The organism is Marinicella pacifica (assembly GCF_014636635.1).
GTDB lineage: Bacteria > Pseudomonadota > Gammaproteobacteria > Xanthomonadales > Marinicellaceae > Marinicella > Marinicella pacifica.
In genome coordinates this window covers 32676-55689 of sequence record NZ_BMEO01000001.1, presented here as the reverse complement: position 1 = coordinate 55689, position 23014 = coordinate 32676, and the positions used below count along the sequence as shown (strand labels likewise).

Annotated in this window: 18 protein-coding genes; 14 read left to right on the top strand and 4 right to left on the bottom strand. The window is 47.3% G+C overall.

The window, feature by feature from the left end; genetic code table 11:
• Positions 1-6: 6 nt before the first annotated feature.
• Positions 7-219: a TIGR02450 family Trp-rich protein gene (locus IEV16_RS00260; protein WP_229728194.1), complete on the bottom strand. Its 213-nt coding sequence runs from the start codon at positions 217-219 to the stop codon at positions 7-9.
• 48 nt (positions 220-267) lie between these two features.
• Complete coding sequence (locus tag IEV16_RS00255; protein ID WP_188363659.1) at positions 268-1917, bottom strand: amidohydrolase; 1650 nt, start codon at positions 1915-1917, stop codon at positions 268-270.
• A 107-nt stretch (positions 1918-2024) separates the two neighbouring features.
• Here IEV16_RS00255 and IEV16_RS00250 point away from each other — a divergent pair, with 107 nt between their 5' ends.
• The 9 genes from IEV16_RS00250 to IEV16_RS00210 all read left to right on the top strand — a co-directional run bounded on the left by IEV16_RS00250 (position 2025) and on the right by IEV16_RS00210 (position 12524).
• The gene (locus tag IEV16_RS00250) at positions 2025-2453 is read left to right on the top strand and encodes an SUF system Fe-S cluster assembly regulator (RefSeq protein ID WP_188363658.1); all 429 of its coding nucleotides are present in this window, start codon (positions 2025-2027) and stop codon (positions 2451-2453) included.
• Positions 2450-3919, top strand: coding sequence for a Fe-S cluster assembly protein SufB (gene sufB / locus IEV16_RS00245; RefSeq protein ID WP_188363657.1), 1470 nt, complete (start codon positions 2450-2452; stop codon positions 3917-3919). Before IEV16_RS00250 ends, sufB begins: the two co-directional genes overlap by 4 nt.
• Positions 3919-4659, top strand: coding sequence for a Fe-S cluster assembly ATPase SufC (gene sufC / locus IEV16_RS00240; RefSeq protein WP_188363656.1), 741 nt, complete (start codon positions 3919-3921; stop codon positions 4657-4659). Before sufB ends, sufC begins: the two co-directional genes overlap by 1 nt.
• Positions 4640-5806 (top strand): SufD family Fe-S cluster assembly protein, encoded by a 1167-nt coding sequence (locus tag IEV16_RS00235; protein ID WP_188363655.1) that lies wholly within the window; start codon positions 4640-4642, stop codon positions 5804-5806. Before sufC ends, IEV16_RS00235 begins: the two co-directional genes overlap by 20 nt.
• Positions 5800-7002, top strand: a complete 1203-nt coding sequence (locus tag IEV16_RS00230; RefSeq protein WP_188363654.1) for an aminotransferase class V-fold PLP-dependent enzyme — start codon at positions 5800-5802, stop codon at positions 7000-7002. The genes IEV16_RS00235 and IEV16_RS00230 overlap by 7 nt, the downstream gene beginning before the upstream one ends.
• A gap of 6 nt (positions 7003-7008) precedes the next feature.
• Entirely contained in the window at positions 7009-7455 is a 447-nt protein-coding gene (gene sufU / locus IEV16_RS00225; protein ID WP_188363653.1) for a Fe-S cluster assembly sulfur transfer protein SufU, read from the top strand.
• A gap of 5 nt (positions 7456-7460) precedes the next feature.
• Positions 7461-8318, top strand: coding sequence for a hypothetical protein (locus IEV16_RS00220; protein ID WP_188363652.1), 858 nt, complete (start codon positions 7461-7463; stop codon positions 8316-8318).
• A gap of 11 nt (positions 8319-8329) precedes the next feature.
• Positions 8330-10213, top strand: coding sequence for a DNA topoisomerase IV subunit B (parE, locus tag IEV16_RS00215; RefSeq protein WP_188363651.1), 1884 nt, complete (start codon positions 8330-8332; stop codon positions 10211-10213).
• A 79-nt stretch (positions 10214-10292) separates the two neighbouring features.
• Complete coding sequence (locus IEV16_RS00210; protein WP_188363650.1) at positions 10293-12524, top strand: putative bifunctional diguanylate cyclase/phosphodiesterase; 2232 nt, start codon at positions 10293-10295, stop codon at positions 12522-12524.
• Here IEV16_RS00210 and IEV16_RS00205 read toward each other — a convergent pair.
• Together IEV16_RS00205 and IEV16_RS00200 are read right to left on the bottom strand one after the other, a co-directional pair.
• Positions 12508-13536 carry a threonine aldolase family protein gene (locus IEV16_RS00205; RefSeq protein WP_188363649.1) on the bottom strand — a complete coding sequence of 343 codons (1029 nt, stop codon included), beginning with the start codon at positions 13534-13536 and terminating at the stop codon, positions 12508-12510. The two genes, IEV16_RS00210 and IEV16_RS00205, sit on opposite strands and share 17 nt — an antisense overlap.
• A complete protein-coding gene (locus tag IEV16_RS00200; RefSeq protein ID WP_188363648.1) occupies positions 13533-14663 on the bottom strand; it encodes a Card1-like endonuclease domain-containing protein in 1131 nt (376 codons plus the stop codon). The genes IEV16_RS00205 and IEV16_RS00200 overlap by 4 nt, the downstream gene beginning before the upstream one ends.
• Positions 14664-14831: 168 nt before the next feature.
• Between IEV16_RS00200 and carA the strand changes: the two genes are divergently transcribed.
• From carA to IEV16_RS00175, 5 genes are all read left to right on the top strand, one after another.
• Entirely contained in the window at positions 14832-16025 is a 1194-nt protein-coding gene (gene carA / locus IEV16_RS00195; RefSeq protein WP_188363647.1) for a glutamine-hydrolyzing carbamoyl-phosphate synthase small subunit, read from the top strand.
• Positions 16018-19230: a carbamoyl-phosphate synthase large subunit gene (carB, locus tag IEV16_RS00190; protein ID WP_188363646.1), complete on the top strand. Its 3213-nt coding sequence runs from the start codon at positions 16018-16020 to the stop codon at positions 19228-19230. Before carA ends, carB begins: the two co-directional genes overlap by 8 nt.
• 9 nt (positions 19231-19239) lie before the next feature.
• On the top strand, positions 19240-19713 hold the full coding sequence (greA, locus tag IEV16_RS00185; RefSeq protein ID WP_188363645.1) for a transcription elongation factor GreA: 474 nt from the start codon (positions 19240-19242) through the stop codon (positions 19711-19713).
• 14 nt (positions 19714-19727) lie between these two features.
• Positions 19728-21449: a single-stranded-DNA-specific exonuclease RecJ gene (gene recJ, locus IEV16_RS00180; RefSeq protein ID WP_188363644.1), complete on the top strand. Its 1722-nt coding sequence runs from the start codon at positions 19728-19730 to the stop codon at positions 21447-21449.
• A gap of 68 nt (positions 21450-21517) precedes the next feature.
• Positions 21518-22969: a WS/DGAT/MGAT family O-acyltransferase gene (locus tag IEV16_RS00175; protein WP_188363643.1), complete on the top strand. Its 1452-nt coding sequence runs from the start codon at positions 21518-21520 to the stop codon at positions 22967-22969.
• Positions 22970-23014: the final 45 nt, after the last annotated feature.

The following is a 23014-nucleotide window of genomic DNA, read 5'->3' as shown; positions in this document are numbered from 1 at the left end:
CAGATATCACAGCCAGCCTTGTTGCCATTTGTCAGGGTTTTTAAGGTCATGCCAATCAATTAAAAATAAGCGCTTGCTGTGAATGGATTGCATTTGACAATGATTCACCCGACCATTTTTCTCAAATTCAATTTTAGTGATCAGGCAATGTTTTTCCTTATTGACAGGTTGAACAGCAGTCCATTTGCTGTTGAGTAATTTATTCGGTGAAATGGTCATCAGTGTGTATCAATTGGGTGTTGATGCTTTTTGTAAACAGCCCGACTTTTATTGCTTATGTTTATATATGCATTGCCCATTCACCCAGGTTTCCAACACTTGGGTTTTCCAGATATCTTTCGGATCGATGGTAAAAATATTTTGGTCGATAATAATAAAGTCGGCGTATTTCCCGGGTTCTAAGGAGCCGTTGTTGTGTTCATCATGGGCGGCGTAGGCAGCACCGATGGAAAAGGCTTTAAAAGCATCTTCAATGCTTAAGGCTTCTTCACTGTACCAGCCGCCTTGCGGTTGATTGTTACGGTCCTGACGGGTGACGGCCGCATGTAATCCATAAAAAGGATTGAACAGTTCCACCGGAAAATCAGAGCCAAAGGCTAAGTGAACATTGTTATCAAGCGCTGTTTGCCAGGCATAGGCACCGTCCATACGATCAGGGCCAATGCGGTCTTCAGCCATATTTTTATCACTGGTGGCGTGGGTGGGTTGCATTGAGGCAATGATGTCATTATTTGCCATTCGCGCAATATCACTCGGACGCATAATTTGCGCATGTTCAATGCGATGCCGTAATTGCCCAGAAAAGGCCATCGGCTGAGCCAATAAATTCAGTACTTCGGTGTTGCCGCGGTCGCCAATGGCGTGTATAGCGGCCTGAAAACCGGCGGCCACGGTGGGTTTAAGTTTGGTTTTTAACGTGTTTAAATTCTGGACATAGGCGCCATGGGTTTCCGGTTTATCACTGTAGGGTTCGTGCAACAGGGCGCCGTAACTGCCTAAAGCACCGTCCACCATCATTTTGATTGCACGTAATTGATAGCGGTTGGCGATATTAACCAGGCCTTTTTTCAAGGTGGCCTCAAAAGCCGGATCCTGAGAGGCCAGCATGGCATAAATACGAATCGGCATTTGGCCGGTTTCAGCTAATTTTTTATACATGGCATGATTGTCCGCACTGATACCGGCATCATGAACATAGGTTAAGCCAACTGCGGCTAAATCCTGAAAAGCTTTATGGAGTGCTTCTCGCTGACTGTCTGGACCGGTGGCAGGAATGTGTCTGGTGATTAATTCCATGGCATTGTCAATTAATACGCCAGTGGGTTCACCGTTAGCATCCTTGAGGATTAAATCATTGTTTTGAGCCACTTCCCGGTTTATGCCGGCGGCTTTTAAAGCCGCGGAGTTACCCCAGCCGGCATGACCGTCGATGCGCGTTAACCATATGGGTGGTTGATTGATGGACAGTTCATCCAGGTCCTGTTTGCTGGGAAAATCTTTTTCCGGCCACAGTGCCTGATTCCAGCCGCGTCCCAGTAACCAATCATCTCCCCGGTGCGTTTTCAACCCCTGTTGAATGGTCTCAAGTACCTGCTCAAAATCATCTAAACCCTGTAACTGAACCTGAACCTGAGACAAACCATAATTCAGCACATGGCCATGGGCATCGTGTAAACCTGAAATAAGAATTTGATTGTTGCCGTCGATAACGCGATCAACTTTTTGTACCTTGGTGGCATCTAAAATTCGGCCGCTGTTGCTGTCAAAAGTCAGTGACTTAAAATTTATCAATTGTTTACCGTTATGAGTGTAGCCTTGGACGTTATCAATGCGTGTGATTTCACTGAAGCTCAGGCCAGGAATGACAGTCAAAAATACAGCGGCTAAAAAAGAGGTCGAAGATTGAATGCTTTTCATGGCGGTCTTGAGAATAAAAAAGTTGAGTATAACAGTTTAAGACATAAATTTGGCTTGATTATTTTTAAATGGTACCAATTTAGTCCTATATGAGATAAAATGCCCCCATGATTAAATTGGCGCGCTTAACAGAATACGGTTTTATGCTGATTATGGCGTTGAAAAAAACGTCAGAGCCGGTATCCGCCGATTATTTGGCACAAACCGTCGGACTGGAATTACCGACGGTCAGTAAAATCCTCAAGCAATTGCGCCAGGCCGGTTTATTGGATTCAAAACGGGGTGCCAGAGGCGGTTATTTCTTAATCAAGCGCAAGCGAGACATCAGCTTGCATGAGGTCATCGAAGCCATGGAAGGGCGTTTGGCCTTAACTGAATGTGCCGATGATCAGGGGCACTGTGACTTCATCAGTCATTGTTATATGAGTGCCGGTATGCGGCGGGTGAACCAAGTGATTTCACAAGCGCTGCAGAACGTCACAGTCAGTGAAATTATGGACAACAAACAAAAAATTAATTTACAGATAAAATCATGAGTGAACGCAACGAAGCTGTTATTGACAACAAATTGGTGCGACAACGGGCCAGTGAACGGTATAAAGAAGGTTTTTACACCAACATTGAGTCAATCACCATTCCGCCGGGCTTGGACGAAGACACCATTCGTTTAATCTCAGCCAAGAAAAAAGAACCCGAGTGGTTGCTTGAATACCGGTTAAACGCTTTTCGGGAGTGGCTAAAAATGCCGACCCCTGATTGGGCTAAACTGAATGTACCGGAGATTGATTTTCAGGCCATCAGTTATTATTCATCGCCCAAGACCAAGGCCGAGAATGCCCCCAAATCGCTGGATGAGGTGGATCCGAAAATTCTTGAGACATACGAGAAACTCGGTGTCCCGTTACATGAGCGCGAACGTCTGGCCGGCGTGGCCGTGGATGCGGTGTTTGATTCTGTCTCAGTTGGAACCACGTTCCGTAAAGAACTGGCCGAAGCCGGTGTGATATTTTGTTCGTTCTCTGAAGCCGTTCAGGACCATCCTGAATTGGTACGCGAGTATTTGGGTACTGTGGTACCACCGCGGGATAATTATTTTGCGGCCCTTAATGCCGCGGTTTTCAGTGACGGCTCCTTTGTGTATATTCCCAAAGACACCCGCTGCCCGATGGAATTATCCACCTACTTCAGAATTAATGCCAACCACACGGGTCAGTTTGAACGCACATTGATTATTGCGGAAGATAATTCTTATGTCAGTTATTTAGAAGGTTGTACCGCACCGATGCGTGATGAGAACCAACTCCATGCGGCGGTGGTCGAACTGATTGCCAAAGATGAGGCCAACATCAAATATTCAACTGTTCAAAACTGGTACCCCGGTGATGAAGACGGCAAGGGCGGCATCTATAACTTTGTCACCAAACGTGGACTTTGCGCCGGTATCAAATCAAAGATATCCTGGACACAGGTGGAAACCGGTTCCGCCATCACCTGGAAGTACCCCAGTTGTATTTTGCGCGGTGACCATTCCAGCGGTGAATTCTATTCTGTGGCTTTAACCAATAATTACCAACAGGCCGACACCGGCACCAAAATGATTCATCTGGGCAAAAACACCAAAAGCACCGTGATTTCAAAAGGTATATCCGTGGGTAAAAGTCAAAACAGTTACCGCGGACTGGTGCGGGTCGCAAAGCGCGCCGATTATGCCCGAAATTTCACCCAGTGCGATTCGTTGCTGATCGGTAAAGAATGTGGTGCCCATACCTTTCCCTACACCGAGTCGGGCAACATGACTGCTAAACTGGAGCATGAAGCCACCACCTCAAAAATTTCCGAAGACCAGCTGAATTATTGTCTGCAGCGCGGCATTCCCGAAGAAGAGGCCATTTCATTAATCGTGGACGGCTTTTGCAAACAGGTCTTTAAAGAATTACCCATGGAATTTGCCGTAGAGGCTAAAGCACTGTTAGATGTATCATTAGAAGGAGCCATAGGCTAATGTTAGAAATCAAAAATATACACGCCAAAGCGGGCGACAAGAACATTTTAAAGAACCTCAACTTGTCCGTAAAACCCGGTGAGGTGCATGCCATTATGGGTCCCAACGGATCCGGTAAAAGTACTTTAGGTAATTTGCTGGCGGGGATGCCGCATGTAGAAGCCACGGAAGGATCGGTGCATTTCAAGGGCAAGAATTTACTGGAACTGGAACCTGAAGAGCGGGCCGGTGAAGGGGTTTTTCTGGCTTTTCAGTATCCGGTGGAAATTCCCGGTGTTAACAATATGTACTTTTTACGCACCGCTTATAACGCCCAACGCAAATACAGGGGTGAAGAGGGTATAGATTCGGCCGGGTTTTTGCGTATGGTCAAAGACAAAATTAACAAGTTACACATGAAAGATGATTTGCTCAAACGGCCGGTTAACGTGGGCTTTTCCGGCGGTGAGAAAAAGCGCAATGAAGTGTTTCAGATGGCGGTTTTAGAGCCCAGTTTGGCGATTTTGGATGAAACTGATTCAGGTTTGGATATTGATGCTTTAAAAATTGTTGCCGATGGGGTGAATCAATTGCGTGACAGCAACCGCTCATTTATTATCATCACCCACTACCAGCGCTTACTGGACTATATTGAACCTGATTATGTGCATGTTTTGGCGGATGGTCAAATCGTTAAATCGGGCAGCAAAAAACTGGCACTTGAACTTGAGGAGCAAGGTTATGGCTGGCTTGATGCTTGATTGGTTGGCTGCGTCAAACCCGCAGCCGCAAAAAAATCTCACCTGGCCTGAAGACTTGTCAAAAAAGCAACAGCATGCCGCTGATGTTCTAAAAACTTGGCCGGCACCAGGCCGTAAGTTGGAATTCTGGCGATACAGTGACGCCAGTCGTCTGAAAAAAGACCCGCTCAAGCCACAAACTTCTCCTGTTGATGCCGCCCATACGGCTGACCATCAAGTGGTTGTTGTTGTCAGCGATGAAGGTGTGTCTGTGCCCGATAATTTGCCTGATTGGCTGACTGTTGAACCCATTCAGGCGTCGGAACAACCCCGATGGTCGCCCCTGGATCAAACCCCGGAATTGGTTGTTCAGGCCGCCAACCAGGCGTTATTTAGTCAGGGTGTGGCCATCAAAGTATCCGCCCAGGCTCCTGCTGAAGCCCGGATTCTGTTGCGCTATGCAGTCAAAGAACCCAGCCGCTGGACCTATGTGCGAAACCTTGTGCAGCTGGCAGCCGGTGCTGAGGTGGTGGTTGATGAACTGCTTGTCAGTGGGCGGATCAATGTCAATAATTTTTATCAAATTGGCGAAAAGGCCCATCTTAAACGTCACCAGCAAGTTATTCTGGACGATCAACAGCAGCATATCTCATTGCAACATTTTACCCTTGCCGGTGAAGCCCGGGTGACCACCCAGCATCGTCATCAAGGCGGCGATTTGCAACACCATGTGCATTGGGTCGATTTTAGCGGTGAACAGGCCGAATACCAGTCCGGTTCCATCAATAAAGCCGCCGGTCAAAGCCACATCAGTGACATTGTGGTGGTTAACCATGCACGCAAAAACAACCGTTCTGAAGTCACGCATCGGAGCTTGGCCGATGACTCGGCCAGCGTGTTTAATAATGCCAAAGCCATCGTGGCAAAAGGGGCAGACGGCAGTGAAATAGAGCAAGATTTGAAAAATATCTTGTTGTCCAATGATGCTAAAATTGCCAGTAAACCTGAACTTGAGGTGTATGCCGATGAGGTGGTGGCGGCCCATGGCTCCACCATTGGTACATTGGATGAAGAGGCGGTCTTCTACCTGCAGTCACGGGGGATTCCGCTTGATCTGGCGCGTGAAATGATGATGGTTTCTTTCGAACAAGAGGCGCTGGTATGTTAAGAGAGGCGTTTCCCTGTTTGCATCAACAGGTGAACGGCAAAGACCTGGTGTATTTTGACAATGCCGCCACCGCCATGCGACCGCAGGTGGTGATTGATGCGGTGAACGATTATTACTGCCGGCACAATGCCAACATTCACCGTGGCGTGCATTGTCTCAGCGGTCGTGCCACCGATTTGTATGAACAGGCGCGGGCCTCTTTGGCCCGCTTAATCCATGCCCCTTCACCGGATAATCTGATTTTTGTGCGCGGTTGTACCGAAGCGGTAAATCTGGTGGCACAAACTTTTGTGCGTGAACGATTAAAACCGGGTGATGAAATTCTTATTTCGCATCTGGAACACCATTCTAATATCGTACCCTGGCAGATTCTGTGTCAACAAACCGGTGCCAAACTCAAAGTTATTCCCATGAATGACCGCGGTGAACTGGTTTTAGATGAGTTAGATACACTCATGAATGAGCGGACAAAGTTTATGTCGGTGATTCATGTATCTAATGCTTTGGGCACCATTAATCCGGTCAAAGAACTAATAGCCAAGGCCCATGCTAAAGATATTCCGGTGTTGGTGGACGGTGCCCAGTCAACGCCGCATTTAAAAGTGGATGTGCAAGATTTGGATTGTGATTTTTACACCGTTTCAGGTCATAAAATGTATGGCCCCACCGGTTCTGGTGTGCTTTATGGCAAAGCAACGCATCTTGAGGCCATGCCGCCTTATCACGGGGGCGGTGAAATGATCAGCAAGGTAACCTTTGAAGAGACTGTTTATAACAAGGTGCCGGCTAAATTTGAGGCGGGTACACCCAACATAGCCGGCGGCATCGGTTTGGGTGCAGCGGCTGAATTTATGCTGGACGTGGGGCTTGAGGCGATTGCTCAACGAGAGGATCATTTAAAACAATACACCGAACAAGCCTTAAAAACGATACCGGGTTTGCGTATTCTCGGTGAAGCCAGTCAAAAATCACCGGTTTTTTCGTTTTTAATCGATGGTATTCACCCCCATGACATCGGCACCATCATTGATCATCACGGGGTCGCCATTCGCACCGGTCACCACTGCACCATGCCGATTTTTCAATTTTTTGACGTACCGGGCAGTTGTCGCGCGTCGTTGGCTTTTTATAATACTGAACATGAGGTGGATATTCTGGTAGAATCGCTGAACCAAGCCAAAGCGATGTTTTCATAACTTTAAATGAGCGACCTGAATACACTCTATAAACAACAAGTCCTGGCCCATAACAAAAACCCGCAGAACTACGGAGAGCCGGCGCACTGGACCCATCATGCCGAGGGTTTAAATGCCATTTGTGGCGATCAGGTGCATGTTTATTTAACCATTGAAGAAGATGTCATTAAAGCCGCCCATTTTGCCGGTGACAGTTGTGCCATTTCAATGGCATCAGCCTCTATGATGACAGAATTGGTGACCGGTCAAAGTATTTTTGAAGCCTTACATTTATTTGCCGCCTTTAAACAAATGATGAGTGATGAAGGCCTGGCTGAGGCGAAAGAGGTATTGGGTCCGGTGGCTTGTCTTGTTTCAGTGAAAAAATTTCCGGCACGGATTAAATCCGCTTTGTTATGCTGGTATACCCTGAATGCCGCCATCAACGGCCAACCCACCGCCACCACCGAATAATGTCCATGACTTCATACCAACAACCCCAACCCAAACAACCTATCAGCTGGTCTACAGGTAAACAATGGCTTAATCAAGGTATTAAACTGTTCCAGCAGATGCAAAAACATTGGTATGCCACTTTACTGATTTTGGGTTTGGCCGTGATGTTATTGTCCATGTTGTCGGTGCAGGTGGCTTTAATGGTTTTAATGTTGGTGATGCCGGTGATGACTGCCTGGTACTATCTGTTGTGTCGCCAGGTGCAAACCAATCCCCAACAGGCACAGGTGCCCGGCCAATTGTGGTCACATTGTCGAAGCCTGTTATTGAGCCGTTTAAATGCCCTGTTAATACTCGGGGTGTTGGCGGTAGCGCTAAACTATGCCATGCATGCCGTGCAGTTAATGCTGTTAGAAACCATGCAACTACCGGTGTTAACCCCGGAAACAGCCGCTGAAATTACATTTTCTGAAGCGTTGACTCGTTTGCTGGTAAGTGTTTTAACCGGTTTGCCGGTGGCATTATTAATGGCTTTTTCACCGGCTTTGGTGGTATTTAATGAGGATTCGCCGATTCAAGCCATGATCCGCAGCGTGAAAACCGTGTTTTTCGCCTGGCAAGCCATTCTCAGTTTAACCTTATGGTTAATGATGTTATCCATGGCCGCAGCGTTTATCTTGAGTTTGGTGGTGGGTTTATTGGCCGGTGCTTTTGGTATGGGCATTGCCAATGTCTTGATACTGCTGTTTATGGGGGTAATGATGGGGGTGGTGTTTTCAGCCAACTATGTGACTTATGATGCCTTGTATCCGCCTAAAAATGGCCATCAGGACGGTATGGATTCAATGCAATCTCAGGAATCAATTTACAAAGAAATATAATAAAAAACATTATGAGCAATTCTTACCAATCTGAAGACATTGAAGTCCTGTCCGGCTTAGAACCGGTCAAACGGCGACCGGGCATGTACACCGACACCGACCGGCCCAATCATTTGATTCAGGAAGTGGTGGATAATTCAGTGGATGAAGCACTGGCCGGTTTTGCCAAAAAAATAACTGTGCGCTTATTTAAAGACGGCCTTATTGAAGTCACCGATGATGGCCGCGGAATGCCGATTGATGTGCACAAGGAACATGGGGTCAGTGGTGTCGAATTGATTTTGGCCAAACTTCATGCCGGCGGTAAATTTTCCAATAAAAATTACACCTTCTCGGGTGGTTTACATGGCGTGGGTGTGTCAGTGGTTAACGCCTTATCCTCACGGTTGGATGTGTGGATTAAGCGTGAGGGTCAGGAACACCACATTGCTTTTGAGCACGGTGAAAAAGTCAGCGAACTCAAAGCGGTGGGTGAAGTGGGTCGGCGCAACACCGGCACCCGCATTCAATTTACCCCGGCTGAACAGTATTTTGACACCTTAAAAATTGACGTCAAACGTCTGCACCGGTTGCTCAAGGCCAAGGCGGTTTTATCACCCGGATTGACGGTGGTGTTTCAGGATGATGTTCAGGGCACAGAAGACATGTGGTGTTATGAAAATGGTTTGAGTGAGTATTTTAATGATGCCACCCAGGCCTCTGAAACCCTTCCGATGACAGGTTTTGACGGATCCCATCAGGACGATGAATTTACCGTGGACTGGATTTTGGCCTGGGTGCCGGAAGGAGAACTGATCACCGAAAGTTATGTCAATCTAATTCCGACACCCTTAGGTGGTACCCATGTGAACGGTTTGCGCAGCGGTTTAACCGAAGCCTTGCGAGATTTTGCCGACAGCCACCAGTTATTGCCCCGGGGTGTGAAACTGGCGCCGGATGATGTGTGGGATCGGGTCAGTTATGTGTTGAGCTGTAAAATGAAAGAACCGCAGTTTTCCGGTCAAACCAAAGAACGTTTGTCATCCAGGGCCATCGCCCCTTATGTGACCGGCACGATTAAGGATGCTTTGACATTGTGGTTAAATCAGCATGTGGAAGAAGCTGAAGCAATTGCCACACTGGTTATACAGGCAGCCCAAAACCGCTTGCGCAAAGCCAAAAAAGTGGTGCGCAAAAAAATTACCCAGGGACCTGCGCTGCCGGGTAAACTGGCCGATTGTTCCAGTGACGATCCCAATGTCAGTGAATTGTTTCTGGTGGAAGGGGATTCCGCCGGCGGATCCGCTAAGCAGGCCAGAGATCGGGAATTTCAGGCCATTATGCCGCTGCGCGGAAAAATTCTTAATTCATGGGAGGTGGACCCGAATCAGGTGATGGCTTCACAGGAAGTCCATGATCTGGCAGTGGCCATAGGAGTTGATCCCGGCACCACTGATTTGGCGGGTTTGCGTTACGGCAAAGTGATTATTCTGGCCGATGCAGATTCAGATGGTCTGCACATCGCCACTTTATTGTGTGCCTTGTTTTTACGTCATTTTGAACCCGTGGTGCGTGCCGGACATGTGTTTGTGGCGATGCCGCCTTTGTATCGGATTGACGTGGGCAAGGAAAAACACTACGCGGTGGATGACAGTGAGAAGCAACACATCCTGGAAACCTTGGAAAAAAACAATAACAAGAGAAAGGTCAGTGTCACCCGCTTTAAAGGGCTGGGTGAAATGAATCCCTTGCAATTACGGGAAAGCACCATTTCACCGGACACCCGCCGTTTGGTACAGTTAAAGGTTCAGGCCGGTGACAAAACCCACGAAATATTGGATATGTTGTTGGCCAAAAAACGCGCCGCCGACCGCAAAACCTGGTTGCAGGAAAAAGGTGATCTGGCGGTTATTTAAATATTTTTGAGCCGATATTGGGATGTCATTGTGTTTTAATACATAATCGTGCTAATCTGAGAATTAAAAAAATGAGACAATGGGAGTTGCCAAAATAAAAAAAATTGTTGATAAATCGTATTACATTGCCTGGGGTGTGGCGATTGTATTGGCTTTGGCGGTCACTTTGATTGCGCATCAAATAAGTCAATCACAAAACAATACGCTGAATCAGATTCTCACAGGTCAAAAAGACCGTACCCGTTCACTTATTATCACCAATGCCCAGGAGCTGACCAGTGACTTGGCTTCAATGGTCAACAGATGGGTGGTCAATAACGGCACAAAAGAGCAAAACTGGCGTTCAGATGCCAGAAACTTTATTGAGCGCACATCCGGGGTCAATGAAATCTGGTGGATAAATGACAAACAAAAGGTACAGTGGAGTGAATCATTAGAACCGCTGCACCATATAAATATTGAAGATATTCTTGGGATGCCGGGGATGTCAGAAAAACTGGATGTTGCGCGCCGTGATAATTTGCCTGAATACAGCCGGGTGGTGTCTACAGAAGATGGTCACAACATCATATTTATTTTGATGCCGATTAATTTTGCAAACCATTTTGACGGTTTTTTTGCAATTGAAATTTATATCGAACAATTTATTGATCGCATCATTGATGATCCCTTAAACACCGGTTTTTACACCAAAGCGTATGCCGCTGACAAAGTGGTCTATGCCAACGGCCCGGAATTAACCCAAGGCAGTTATTTAGCGTATTTTGAATTAAATCTGGATGCTGATACCGATGGATGGGTGTTTAAGGTGTATCCCACAGAAACGTTAATCAACAGCATTTTATCGCCATTGCCCTATGTGGTTTTTGCCGGCGGCATCCTTATCGTGATGATGTTACTGATTACTTTATTGTCACGCGTTAAAGCCAAAGAACAATCCCGGCAGTTAGAATTGGAGATTAAACGACGAGAAAAAATCCAGGAAAAGCTCAGTTATCTGGCCAATCACGATGCCTTAACCCATTTACCCAATCGTCATTTCATCACCCAATACATCGAAGATTACGTGTCGAACCCAAGAAAAGCGGCAGTGCCCTTTAGCTTATTGTTTATTGATCTGGATCACTTTAAAGACGTTAACGACACTTTGGGCCATGCCATGGGCGATCGTTTATTGATGAAGCTGCCGGAGCTGTTCGCCAGAATATTCCGAAAAAAAGACATCATTGCGCGCATGGGCGGTGACGAGTTTATTGTTCTGCTGCCGGGAAAAATGGAAGAGAAAAATATCATATCATTGGTGAGCCGTTTTTTAAGTCAACTTAAATACCCGATTGATATTGACGGCCACCAGATTCGTTTAACCGGTAGTGTCGGTGTTGCAAAATATCCGCGAGACGGTTCCACAGTTAATGAACTGCTGTCCAATGCGGATGCTGCGTTGTATCGTGCCAAAGACAAAGGCCGCAACACCTATGCCATATACGACTCGGTGATAGAACATAAAGCGCAGGCGCGTCTGAAACTGGTGAATCAATTACACGAAGCCCAGGAACAAGGTCGCTTTGAGATGTTTTATCAGCCGCGTTACGATGCCCAGGGCCATATGGTGGGTGCCGAAGCCCTCATGCGCTGGCAGCAACAGGACGGTGATTACTTAAAGCCCAAAACCTTTATTGAATTATTAGAGGATACGGGTTTGATTGTTTCGGTTTCCTGGCAGTTGTTTAGACACGCCTGTGAACAGTTTAAGTCGTTAATGGAGCGGCACAAAAATATCAGTTTGAGTTTTAACGTATCCGCAAGATTACTGGAGCATCCAGAATTTCTAAGTCGTTTGAAATATATTTTGGACGAATATAAATTTCCCTACGATCGATTGGAACTGGAATTAACGGAACAAACCCTGATACAAGATGTGACCAACAGTCAGTTTATCCTGAATCAACTGACGGCTTGGGGCATTAATGTGTCCATTGACGATTTTGGTACCGGCTATTCTTCTTTGTCCTACCTGAAAAATTTTCCGGTGCATGCCTTAAAAATTGACAAATCCTTTATTCGAGACATGAATGAGGATAAAGATGATTTGGAATTGATTAAAACCATGATTCTGATGGGTCAAAACCTGAATATCACCACCGTGGCAGAAGGTGTTGAAAATCCGGCTCAGTTACAGCAGCTGGTGGCCATGGGCTGTGATCAGTTTCAGGGTTATTTATTCAGTCACCCAATTTCTTTCACTCAATTAGAAACACAAATTGAATCTTTGTTCGACATTGATTTTTCAAAATTTAAAAGCGATCAATAGCCTCAATAAGTGATCGGGTGTCTGATGCCCGGGTTGCAAAAGAAAATACCAGACGAATCACACCCTTTTCACCCGGCCAGCGATGAAATTTAAAATCACGCTGTTCCAGATCGTTAATCAAATCCACTGGTAAGCGGCAAAAAACTTCATTGGCCTCGACCGGATGAAGTAACTGCACGTGCCGATTATTGCGCATCGATTCGGCAAAAAATCGGGCTTGTTGGTTGGCATGCCGGGCCAGATTTAGCCACAAATCATTATCCAGATAAGCCAACAATTGGGCATGCACAAAGCGCATCTTACTGATCAGATGACCGGCGCGTTTACGCAGGCGTTTAATTTGTTTATTATAGGCAGGGTTAAAAACGATGAGGGCTTCTGCCATCATCGCACCGTTTTTAGTCGCACCGAAAGACAATAAATCTACGCCTGACTGCCAGGTGGCTTCTGCGGCATCCACACCCAGAGTGACCAGTGCATTGGCAAAACGGGCACCGTCCATATGTACAGCCAAACCGTATTGTTTGGCTGTTTTTTTAAAAGCTTTTAGTTCTTCAAGAGAATACACCGTGCCGGATTCGGTGCATTGGGTGAGGCTGATGGTTGATGGTAAAGATTCATGCTCACCATGGTGGCCGCTGTTTTCTAAATGACGGTTGAGGACGTCACACTCTATTTTACCCTGCTCACCGGGTACGCTAATCAGTTTCGCGCCACCGCTGAAAAACTCGGGTGCGCCGCATTCATCCACATTAATGTGACTGTTTGGATGGCAATAAACGGCGCCGTAAGCAGGGGTGCTTAAAGCAATGGCGATACCATTGGCCGCGGTACCGGTGGTCAGTGGCAAAACCTCACACCAACAACCGAATAGTTGTTGAAAGCGTTCATTAAGTTGCCGGCTCAAGTGGTCATAACCATAGGATTCATCGAAACCGTGGTTGATATCAACCATGGCCTGCATAATATCGGGATGAACCGGCGCTTCGTTATCACTTCTGAAATTTTTCATGATTCGGAATCAAAAAATCGGTATAAATGGTGGTCTAATTGTTTAAGTTGAGTGTATGAACAGCAATAAATGCCCAAATCCTCCGCCCGCGACAAATTATATTTGGTTAAAGGTTGGTAACTGATCAGCATGGCTTTACCGGAGATGCCGCCTGAAAATGTTTTTAGGGTGTCTAACCGATAAATGGCGCTGTTGGCGGCCGCATTGTCATCATTGCTTTTGGAAAATTTTTGGGTTTTACATTCGATGATATGTAATCGGTTGTGGCTCATGGCGGCCACATCAATTTCATTTTTAACCACCCCCTGATTTCTGACCACCTGCAAACCTTTGGCCACATCGGTGATGTGGGAACGGCTTTTTCGCATGCCATAAATTAAACCAAACACATGGTTCTCCAGCCAGCCGCCATTGCAATAAAAACGGCTTTCTGAATCATTGAATTTTAACTTTCGACCGCGTAAAGTCAATAGACCGGCGGCTTCAAAATGCCCGAGGACAGTTAATAAACCGGTATCTTTAGCCTGACGGTTATCCAATGTGTAACGGTTGTCCCGGCTAGCCATCATGGCCATATAGTTGAGCTGACCAATGGGTTTGTCGTGGTGCTCAATGTGTGCAATAAGCCAGGCCGTCAGCTCACGAGAAGCCAGTGGTTCGGGTGTTTTGCTGCCCTCATTCAAAACATGGGTGTTAAAAGTTTTCAGGTATTCATTGATTTTAATTTGATGGCTGAGGTGGTGGTCTTCGGTGGGCCGATCTGCTTTATTTTGCAACCAGTACAACTCATCGGTGAATTTATCTACCAGGAAAATAGGGTAGCCATAAGCATTAAACTGTTCAAAACCGATTAATACAATTTTTTTGTAACCACTGGAGGCATTGAAGTAAAAATCGTCGGACTGGTGTTGCTCCAGTAAACGGGCAAACTGATCTCTGAGGTGATGGGTCTCAAAATTAACCACAATCGACTGGCATTTTATACCGCGGCTGTTGAGCACTGATTTTAAGCCTTCAATGGTGTCTTGTGAACGGTGTAATAAAATAATTTTATCCGCGCCCAGGTCAAGCGCCGCACTTAAAATGCCGGCGCGGCGCGGGTGATAGATAGCCAGGTGAATTTGCATGGATGTATTATAGCCAAACAAGAATGAAAATATCGCTGAGTGTGTGGTGTTTAGGGTCATTTTAAGTTAAAATCCGCTTTCAATTCGAACCCCGTAAATGGTCGGTCCAATACCGGCTTTTTTTACGCCATGAGACCGGTGGCGGTCTCACCAAACAGAGTTGAGCCCATGTCTAATCTAAAACAATTGTTATTTCCTGAACACCTGCCGCCAGCATTGTTGGCCCTTGCTGACGGTCGTGTTTTTCATGGTTTTTCTTTTGCCGCCGGTGGTCACCGGGTGGGAGAAGTGGTTTTTAACACCGCCATGACAGGCTATCAGGAAATTCTTTCAGACCCGTCCTATGCCGGTCAGCTGGTAACCCTGACCTATCCACACATCGGTAACACCGGTGTAAATGACGTTGACAACGAATCGCCCCGAGTTCAGGCAGCCGGCCTCATCGTGCGTGAATACCATGATAAACCCAGCAGTTGGCGCAATCAAAAAATATTAAGCCAATTCCTCAAGGACAATAACGTGGTGGCCATTACCGGTGTGGATACCCGTGCCCTGACCAATCACTTGCGAGAGCATGGCGCCATGAAAGCCTGCATAATGACCGCAGAATCTGGTCAGACCCCTGATCAACAAGCGGCGATTGCTAAAGCCCGGGCATTTGTCGGTTTGGCCGGCATGGATTTGGCCAAAGAAGTGACCCTGACCAGTCAACAGGAGTGGTCGGAAGGGCGCTATGACCTCTCACAGCAAGCTTTCAGAAAATCAGCATCAACACCGCATCATGTGGTGTGCTACGATTTTGGTATTAAACAGCAAATTATGCGTATTTTGCATGATATGGGTTGTCGGGTGACGCTGGTGCCGGCGCAAACCCCGGCTGCTGAAGTGATGGCAATGCAACCCGACGGTGTGTTTATGTCGAACGGTCCCGGTGATCCGGCAGCTTGTCATTATGCCATCGAGGCCTGTCGGGAATTTTTACAGGCCGATATGCCTTTTTTTGGCATTTGTCTTGGCCACCAAATATTGGCTTTGGCGCTGGGTGGTCGCACTGAAAAAATGAAATACGGTCACCATGGTGCCAATCACCCGGTGATGGACGAAGCCGGCCAACAGGTTATGATAACCAGTCAGAATCACAGTTTTTGTGTGGCTGAAGAAGGCCTGCCCGGTGAGTTAGAAGTCACCCACCGTTCCTTGTTTGACCAATCCATACAAGGGTTTAAACACCGTCAAAAACCGGCCTATGCATTTCAGGGACACCCCGAGGCCAGTCCCGGCCCCCATGATGCCGTATCTGTGTTTAATGGTTTTATAGACGCCATGCGACAACGTAAGCAACAGGAGAAAGCCCATGCCTAAGCGCACGGATATTCAACGAATTTTAGTCTTGGGCGCCGGTCCCATCGTCATTGGCCAAGCCTGTGAATTTGATTATTCGGGTACGCAGGCCTGTAAAGCGCTCAAAGACGAGGGCTTTCATGTGATTCTGGTGAATTCCAACCCGGCCACCATCATGACTGATCCCGACACCGCAGATCAGATTTACATTCAGCCGATTACCTGGCAAACAGTGGCTAAAATCATTGAACGAGAAAAACCCGATGCCATTTTACCCACCATGGGAGGACAAACCGCGCTGAACTGTTCGTTGGATCTTGTCAGTCAGGGCGTACTGGAAAAATATGGCGTTGAAATGATTGGTGCATCGCGCGAAGCCATCGATATGGCCGAGGACCGTGAGCAATTTCGGGTGGCGATGCAGGATATCGGACTGGATGTGGCCCATTCAGCCATTGTGCATGATATGGAAGAGGCCAGAGAAGTGCAAAAAACCATCGGTTATCCGGTGATTATCAGGCCGTCTTTCACCCTCGGTGGTACCGGCGGCGGAATTGCCTATAACCTGGAGGAATTTGAAAACATCACCCGTGAAGGGTTGCGTTTATCACCCACCACCGAAGTACTACTGGAAGAATCTTTGTTGGGCTGGAAAGAGTTTGAAATGGAGGTGGTCAGAGATAAAGCCGATAACTGCATCATTATTTGCGCCATTGAAAATATCGACCCGATGGGTGTTCACACCGGTGATTCAATTACGGTGGCACCGGCACAAACGCTGACCGATAAAGAATATCAGGTGATGCGTGATGCTTCGCTTGCGGTGTTGCGCAAAATCGGCGTTGAAACCGGTGGTTCAAATGTTCAATTTGCGATTAATCCGGACAATGGTCGAATGATAGTGATTGAAATGAATCCACGGGTGTCACGATCATCGGCACTGGCTTCCAAAGCCACCGGTTTTCCGATTGCCAAAGTGGCGGCCAAATTGGCTGTCGGCTACACGTTGGATGAACTCAATAATGAAATTACCGGTGACACCATTCCGGCTTCTTTTGAGCCGACCATTGATTACGTGGTCACCAAGATCCCACGCTTTGCCTTTGAAAAATTTGCCGGCAGTGTCGATCGCTTAAGCACCCAAATGAAATCCGTGGGTGAGGTGATGGCCATTGGTAGAACCTTCAGCGAATCGCTGCAAAAAGCGTTACGCGGGATGGAAATGGGCTATTGTGGTTTGCAGCCTCAAGTAAGCGTTGAACAAATGGAACAAGGGTTCGACTTAAATAAAGAAATCAGAGAAGGTTCATCTAAACGACTGTTCTATGTGGCCGATGGTTTTCGTTATGGTTATGATTTGGCTGAAATTCAGCGTTTATCTAAAATTGATCCCTGGTTTTTACAGGCGATTGAACATCTGGTTAAGGTTGAACAAGCCCTCAGCAAAACTCAGCATGAGACACTGGAAGCGGCTGATTGGTTGGCGATTAAACAACTGGGTTTTTCCGACGAACGACTCAGCCAGCTGTTTGGCTGTACAGAGAAGGCAGTGCGCGAAAGTCGTTTGGCACGGCAAGTGAAGCCGGTGTACAAACGGGTGGACTCCTGTGCCGCTGAATTTGCCGCACCCACTGCATATTTTTACGGGAGTTATGAGCAAGAATGCGAAGCCAGGCCCACCGATCGGCGGAAAATTATGATTCTCGGCGGTGGACCTAACCGCATCGGGCAGGGTATTGAGTTTGATTATTGTTGCGTGCATGCTTCCATTGCTTTAAAGAATGCGGGTTTTGAAACCATCATGGTGAACTGTAACCCGGAAACGGTTTCCACTGATTACGACACTTCAGACCGACTGTATTTTGAATCGCTGACTTTAGAAGATGTGTTAGCCATTGTTGCCGTTGAGCAACCTGAGGGTGTGATTGTGCAATATGGCGGTCAAACCCCGTTGAATCTGGCTGAAGATCTGGCCGCTGCCGGGGTGCCGATTATCGGTTCATCGCCTGAATGTATTGCCCGGGCGGAAGACCGCGAGCAGTTTAAGGCCATGCTTGAAAAGCTCAATTTAAAACAGCCGCCCAATGACACCGTCAGCTCGATTAATGAAGCGCTGGAACGGGCTGATGCCATCGGTTTTCCATTGGTGGTCAGGCCCTCCTTTGTACTCGGTGGTCGGGCCATGGAAGTGGTGCATTCGGTGACTGAACTCAGCCGCTATATGCAGGAAGCGGTGTTGGTGTCGAATGATTCGCCGGTGCTGTTAGACCGATTCCTCGACCATGCCATTGAGGTGGATGTGGATATTGTCTGTGATGGTGAAGAGGTACTGGTGGGCGGTATCATGCAACATATTGAACAGGCCGGTGTACATTCGGGTGACTCCGCGTGTTGTATTCCGCCGTTCAGTTTAAGTCAGGAGGTGCAGCAAGAACTGATACGACAATGTACCTTAATGGCCAAAGAACTGAATGTGGTGGGTTTAATGAACACCCAATTTGCCATTCAAGGGGATGATATTTATATTATTGAAGTCAATCCACGTGCCTCCCGCACGGTCCCGTTTGTGTCCAAAGCCACCGGATTGCCGTTGGCGCAAATCGGCGCGTTGTGTATGGCAGGTATCAGTCTGAAACAACAAAATGTCCGGGCGCGTTTGGACTTAAACCATTATTCCATCAAAGAGCCGGTGTTTCCGTTCACCAAATTTCCCGGCGTTGACCCGATTTTGGGCCCCGAAATGCGCTCCACCGGTGAAGTTATGGGGACCGGTAAGACTTTTGGTGCCGCAGTGGCTGCCGCCCGACTGGGTGCGCATGTTAAAATGCCTCAAGTAGGTAAAGCATTCGTCAGTGTTCGCGACGCCGATAAAGACAAATTGGTGCCTTTGGCCAAACAACTCAGTGCATTGAATTTCGAACTGGTGGCCACACATGGTACCTGTCAGTTATTAAGACAAGCCGGCGTATTTTGTGAAAGTGTGAATAAGGTGATAGAAGGTCGCCCGCACATTGTCGATCGCATTAAAAGCCGTGAAATTGATTTTATTATAAACACCACTGAAGGCGCACAGGCCATCGCTGATTCGGCATCCATCCGAACTGAAGCCTTAAAACAAGGGGTGCATTACAGCACCACGTTAGCCGGTGCGGCGGCCACCATTGCCGCTTTTGAATATGTCAAAAACCCTGAAATTTATGCCCTCAGTGAACTGCATGAAGCATAAGGAGATAAAATGAGAAAACCGATTACGAAAAAAGGTGTCGAACAGCTCAAGGCTGAACTGAAGCGCCTGAAAAACGTTGAACGACCGAAAATTATTGAAGCGGTTGCCGAAGCCCGTGAACACGGAGATCTGAAAGAAAACGCGGAATACCATGCGGCCCGCGAACAACAGTCCTTTAATGAAGGCCGTATTGCTGAACTTGAGGGCATTATCGCTCACAGTGAAGTTATTGACGTGGTGAACCTGAATGTCGGTGATAAAGTGGTGTTTGGTGCCACCGTTGTGCTTGAGGAAGAGGCCAGTGGTGACAATGTCACCTACCAAATTGTCGGCGATGCAGAAGCCAATATCGATGAAGGCAAAATCTCAATCAGTTCCCCCATTGCCCGTGCTTTGGTGGGTAAACGGGTTGATGATGAGGTTCACGTACAGGCTCCGGGCGGTGAGAAAACTTATTTCATCGAAGACATCAAGTATATTTAAACGGTCATTACGCCATGGTTCGGATTATTCGTCGCGATGTCAACAACGAACCATTGGCGGGCGGCGAGCATTTGCCGCCCCTGATTCAGCGCATTTATCAAGCCCGTGGTGTACGGCATGCCGATGACGTTGATTACAGTCTTAAAAAGCTGCGTCACGCCGACGACATACCGGGTATCGATGAAGCGGCCAAATTAATCATTACAGCGGCCGCTGACCAAAGAAAAATCTTTATTGTGGGTGATTTTGACGCCGATGGTGCCACCGCCACCGCATTAATGGTGCGGGTTTTACGCCAAATCGGTGCCGCTGAAGTTGATTATATTGTGCCCAATCGCTTTGATTACGGCTATGGATTAACTGAGCCGCTGGTGGCGGAGTTGGCTGATTTGGCCTGTGAATTAATTATCACCGTGGACAACGGCATCAGTTCAGTCGCCGGCGTGCGTAAGGCGCGGGCACTGGGTATGCAGGTGGTGATTACTGATCATCATTTACCGCCAGATCGCTTGCCGGATGCGAACGCCATTGTGAACCCTAATCTTAGAAACAGCCGCTTTGGCAGTTCATCGCTGGCCGGTGTGGGTGTGGCTTTTTATTTATTAACCCGGGTCATCACGCAGCTTAAAAAAAGTCAAAACCCTGCCCATTTATCCGCACACACGGTGCAACTCAGTCATTATCTGGATCTGGTGGCTTTGGGCACCGTGGCTGATGTGGTGACGCTGGATTACAACAACCGGATATTGGTTGAAGCCGGTTTAAAACGTTTGCGTGGCGGGGCGGTTAAGCCCGGCTTGTTGGCTTTGTGTGAGGTAGCCGGTTGTGACCCACACAGGGCAGATGCACAAATGCTGGCATTTATGCTGGCGCCACGGCTTAATGCAGCCGGTCGGTTGCAAGACATGGGTGTGGGGATTGATTTATTGCTATCAGATGACATCAACAATGCCCGCCAATTGTCTGAACAACTGAACAACATCAATAAAGAGCGCAAAGTTATCCAGTCCAACATGCAAAGCATGGCTGACTCGGTGATTAAATCGCTGCAAAAAGCCGATAAGCTCAGTTCTGCCATATGTCTGTATCATCGGCGCTGGCACCAGGGTGTGGTGGGTTTACTGGCCTCAAAAGTCAAAGAGTACACCCAACGGCCGGTGGTGGCTTTTGCCGATGAAGGCGAAGATTCTGAGTGGGTCAAAGGCTCTGCTCGGAGCATTGAGGGCTTTCATATCCGGGATGCGCTGGTGGCCGTGGATCGTGATTGTCCTGATCTGATTAAAAAATTTGGTGGCCACGCCATGGCGGCCGGTTTAACCCTGAAAAAAGACCACATGGGCGAATTTAAAAAACAGCTATGCCGGGTGGTGGATACCTGGATGGATGATTTGCCCGATGGTCAGCAGGTTCTCAGTGACGGTGCGGTTGCGGTGGAAGACTTATCGCTTTATATGGCACAACAACTGGCCGCAGCCGGACCCTGGGGTGCGGGTTTTGAAGCCCCTTTATTTGATGATTATTTTATTGTTAAAGAAAAAAAAGCGGTTGCTGAAATTCACACCCGACTCCGTTTACAAACCTTGGATTTAAGTAAGCAAATTGAGGCCATTGCCTTTAATCACATTCCCCAGCAATTTCCAGATACTGAAAAAAAAGTCCACGTCTGCTATCAGATGCAGGTGAATGAATTTCGGAACCGCGAACGTTTACAACTGATCATTCGTCACATCGTCTGATGAGCCACGCTATTTTTTTTGGCCGCCTTTCATTATAATGATTGCTGTTTTTATCAGATTCTTCATTCATGCTGCAATATTTAGACGGTAAGAAAGATCCCATGCGAAAAGTCGATACCGCCTGGCTGCGCATGGAGACACCCCATAATCTGATGATGATTACCGGTCTGATGTTTCTGGATGAATGCCCGGATATTGATGTTTTTAAAACTGTTCTGATCAAAAAATTCCTCACATTTCGCCGTTTTCGCCAGTGTGCCAATCAAAATAAGACCGGTTGTTTTTGGCAGGAAGATAAATACTTTGATATGGCGGCACATGTCAGGCGGGTGGCATTACCGGGTAAAGCGGATTACCGCGAATTACAGGATTATGTCAGCAACTTAGCCTCGTCACCCCTGGATAAGAACAAACCGTTGTGGTCTTTTCACATTGTAGAAAATTATTTGAAGGGGCCGGTTGTTGTGGTGCGGATTCACCACAGTTACGCCGATGGCATTGCCCTGATTCAGGTGCTGTTATCCATGACCAGCACCGGCCGTGAAAAAAGTCTGCAACTGGATGCCGAAGAATCCAAGCAAGAACAGCATGAAAAACTGGATTTATTACACCAGGTGATTAACCCGGCGAAAAAACAATTCAATCAGTCACTTAAATTACTCAATGAAATTGCCGGTTTGGGTAAAGAAGTATTGCACAATCCGGGCTTGCTGGAAAAAGGTGTGGGCGAATCCATTAATCTGATGGAAGAACTGGTGTCTGCATTGGCGTTAAGTAATGATCCTGAAAGTGTGTTCAAATCCGAACTTTGTACCCGTAAACGGGTGGCCTGGTCACAATCTTTACCACTGGATGAAGTCAAAGCCGTGGCCAAAGCCACCGGCACCACGGTCAACGATGTATTGATTGCGAATCTGGCCGGTGCTTTGCGGGCATACATGCTGGATAAAGGTGATGATCCCGATGAAAAAATCATCCGTGCCACGGTACCGGTGAATTTACGGCCCCTCAAACATGCCAAAGAACTGGGGAATCATTTTGGTCTGGTGTTTTTAAACTTACCGGTGTTTGAAGCCAACCCATTGGCTCGTCTGGCTTATGTGCATGAGGAAATGAACGCGCTGAAAAAATCCAAACAAGCGTTGGTGACCTTAAGTTTATTAAGTCTGGTGGGCCTGGCACCCACCGCCATTCAGAATTTACTGTTGCATCAGTTTTCCAAAAAAGCCACGGCTGTTCTGACAAACGTACCCGGTCCGCAAGTGCCGTTATACATTGCCGGCTGTGAAATCACCAAATTGATGTTTTGGGTACCACAAAACGGTACCATTGGTATGGGTATCAGTATTTTGTCGTACAATGGTTCGGTTGAGTTTGGTTTGATTGCGGATAAAAACCTGGTGCCGCAACCGCATGAAGTGATTGCCAATTTTCCACGCCAGTTTGCCCAATTCAGTGAATTGATGATGTTACATCCCTGGGATGGCGACATCCATGCCGAGTTGTTCGAATTTATTTAAGCGCTGAGTAAAGCCGCTGTTTTTTCATTCAAATTTAGCCCCACT

Bases quoted from the DNA above. Each gene is read 5' to 3' on its own strand.
- IEV16_RS00260 (WP_229728194.1), bottom strand. From the start codon at position 219: ATGACCATTTCACCGAATAAATTACTCAACAGCAAATGGACTGCTGTT.
- IEV16_RS00255 (WP_188363659.1), bottom strand. From the start codon at position 1,917: ATGAAAAGCATTCAATCTTCGACCTCTTTTTTAGCCGCTGTATTTTTG.
- IEV16_RS00250 (WP_188363658.1), top strand. From the start codon at position 2,025: ATGATTAAATTGGCGCGCTTAACAGAATACGGTTTTATGCTGATTATG.
- sufB (WP_188363657.1), top strand. From the start codon at position 2,450: ATGAGTGAACGCAACGAAGCTGTTATTGACAACAAATTGGTGCGACAA.
- sufC (WP_188363656.1), top strand. From the start codon at position 3,919: ATGTTAGAAATCAAAAATATACACGCCAAAGCGGGCGACAAGAACATT.
- IEV16_RS00235 (WP_188363655.1), top strand. From the start codon at position 4,640: ATGGCTGGCTTGATGCTTGATTGGTTGGCTGCGTCAAACCCGCAGCCG.
- IEV16_RS00230 (WP_188363654.1), top strand. From the start codon at position 5,800: ATGTTAAGAGAGGCGTTTCCCTGTTTGCATCAACAGGTGAACGGCAAA.
- sufU (WP_188363653.1), top strand. From the start codon at position 7,009: ATGAGCGACCTGAATACACTCTATAAACAACAAGTCCTGGCCCATAAC.
- IEV16_RS00220 (WP_188363652.1), top strand. From the start codon at position 7,461: ATGACTTCATACCAACAACCCCAACCCAAACAACCTATCAGCTGGTCT.
- parE (WP_188363651.1), top strand. From the start codon at position 8,330: ATGAGCAATTCTTACCAATCTGAAGACATTGAAGTCCTGTCCGGCTTA.
- IEV16_RS00210 (WP_188363650.1), top strand. From the start codon at position 10,293: ATGGGAGTTGCCAAAATAAAAAAAATTGTTGATAAATCGTATTACATT.
- IEV16_RS00205 (WP_188363649.1), bottom strand. From the start codon at position 13,536: ATGAAAAATTTCAGAAGTGATAACGAAGCGCCGGTTCATCCCGATATT.
- IEV16_RS00200 (WP_188363648.1), bottom strand. From the start codon at position 14,663: ATGCAAATTCACCTGGCTATCTATCACCCGCGCCGCGCCGGCATTTTA.
- carA (WP_188363647.1), top strand. From the start codon at position 14,832: ATGTCTAATCTAAAACAATTGTTATTTCCTGAACACCTGCCGCCAGCA.
- carB (WP_188363646.1), top strand. From the start codon at position 16,018: ATGCCTAAGCGCACGGATATTCAACGAATTTTAGTCTTGGGCGCCGGT.
- greA (WP_188363645.1), top strand. From the start codon at position 19,240: ATGAGAAAACCGATTACGAAAAAAGGTGTCGAACAGCTCAAGGCTGAA.
- recJ (WP_188363644.1), top strand. From the start codon at position 19,728: ATGGTTCGGATTATTCGTCGCGATGTCAACAACGAACCATTGGCGGGC.
- IEV16_RS00175 (WP_188363643.1), top strand. From the start codon at position 21,518: ATGCTGCAATATTTAGACGGTAAGAAAGATCCCATGCGAAAAGTCGAT.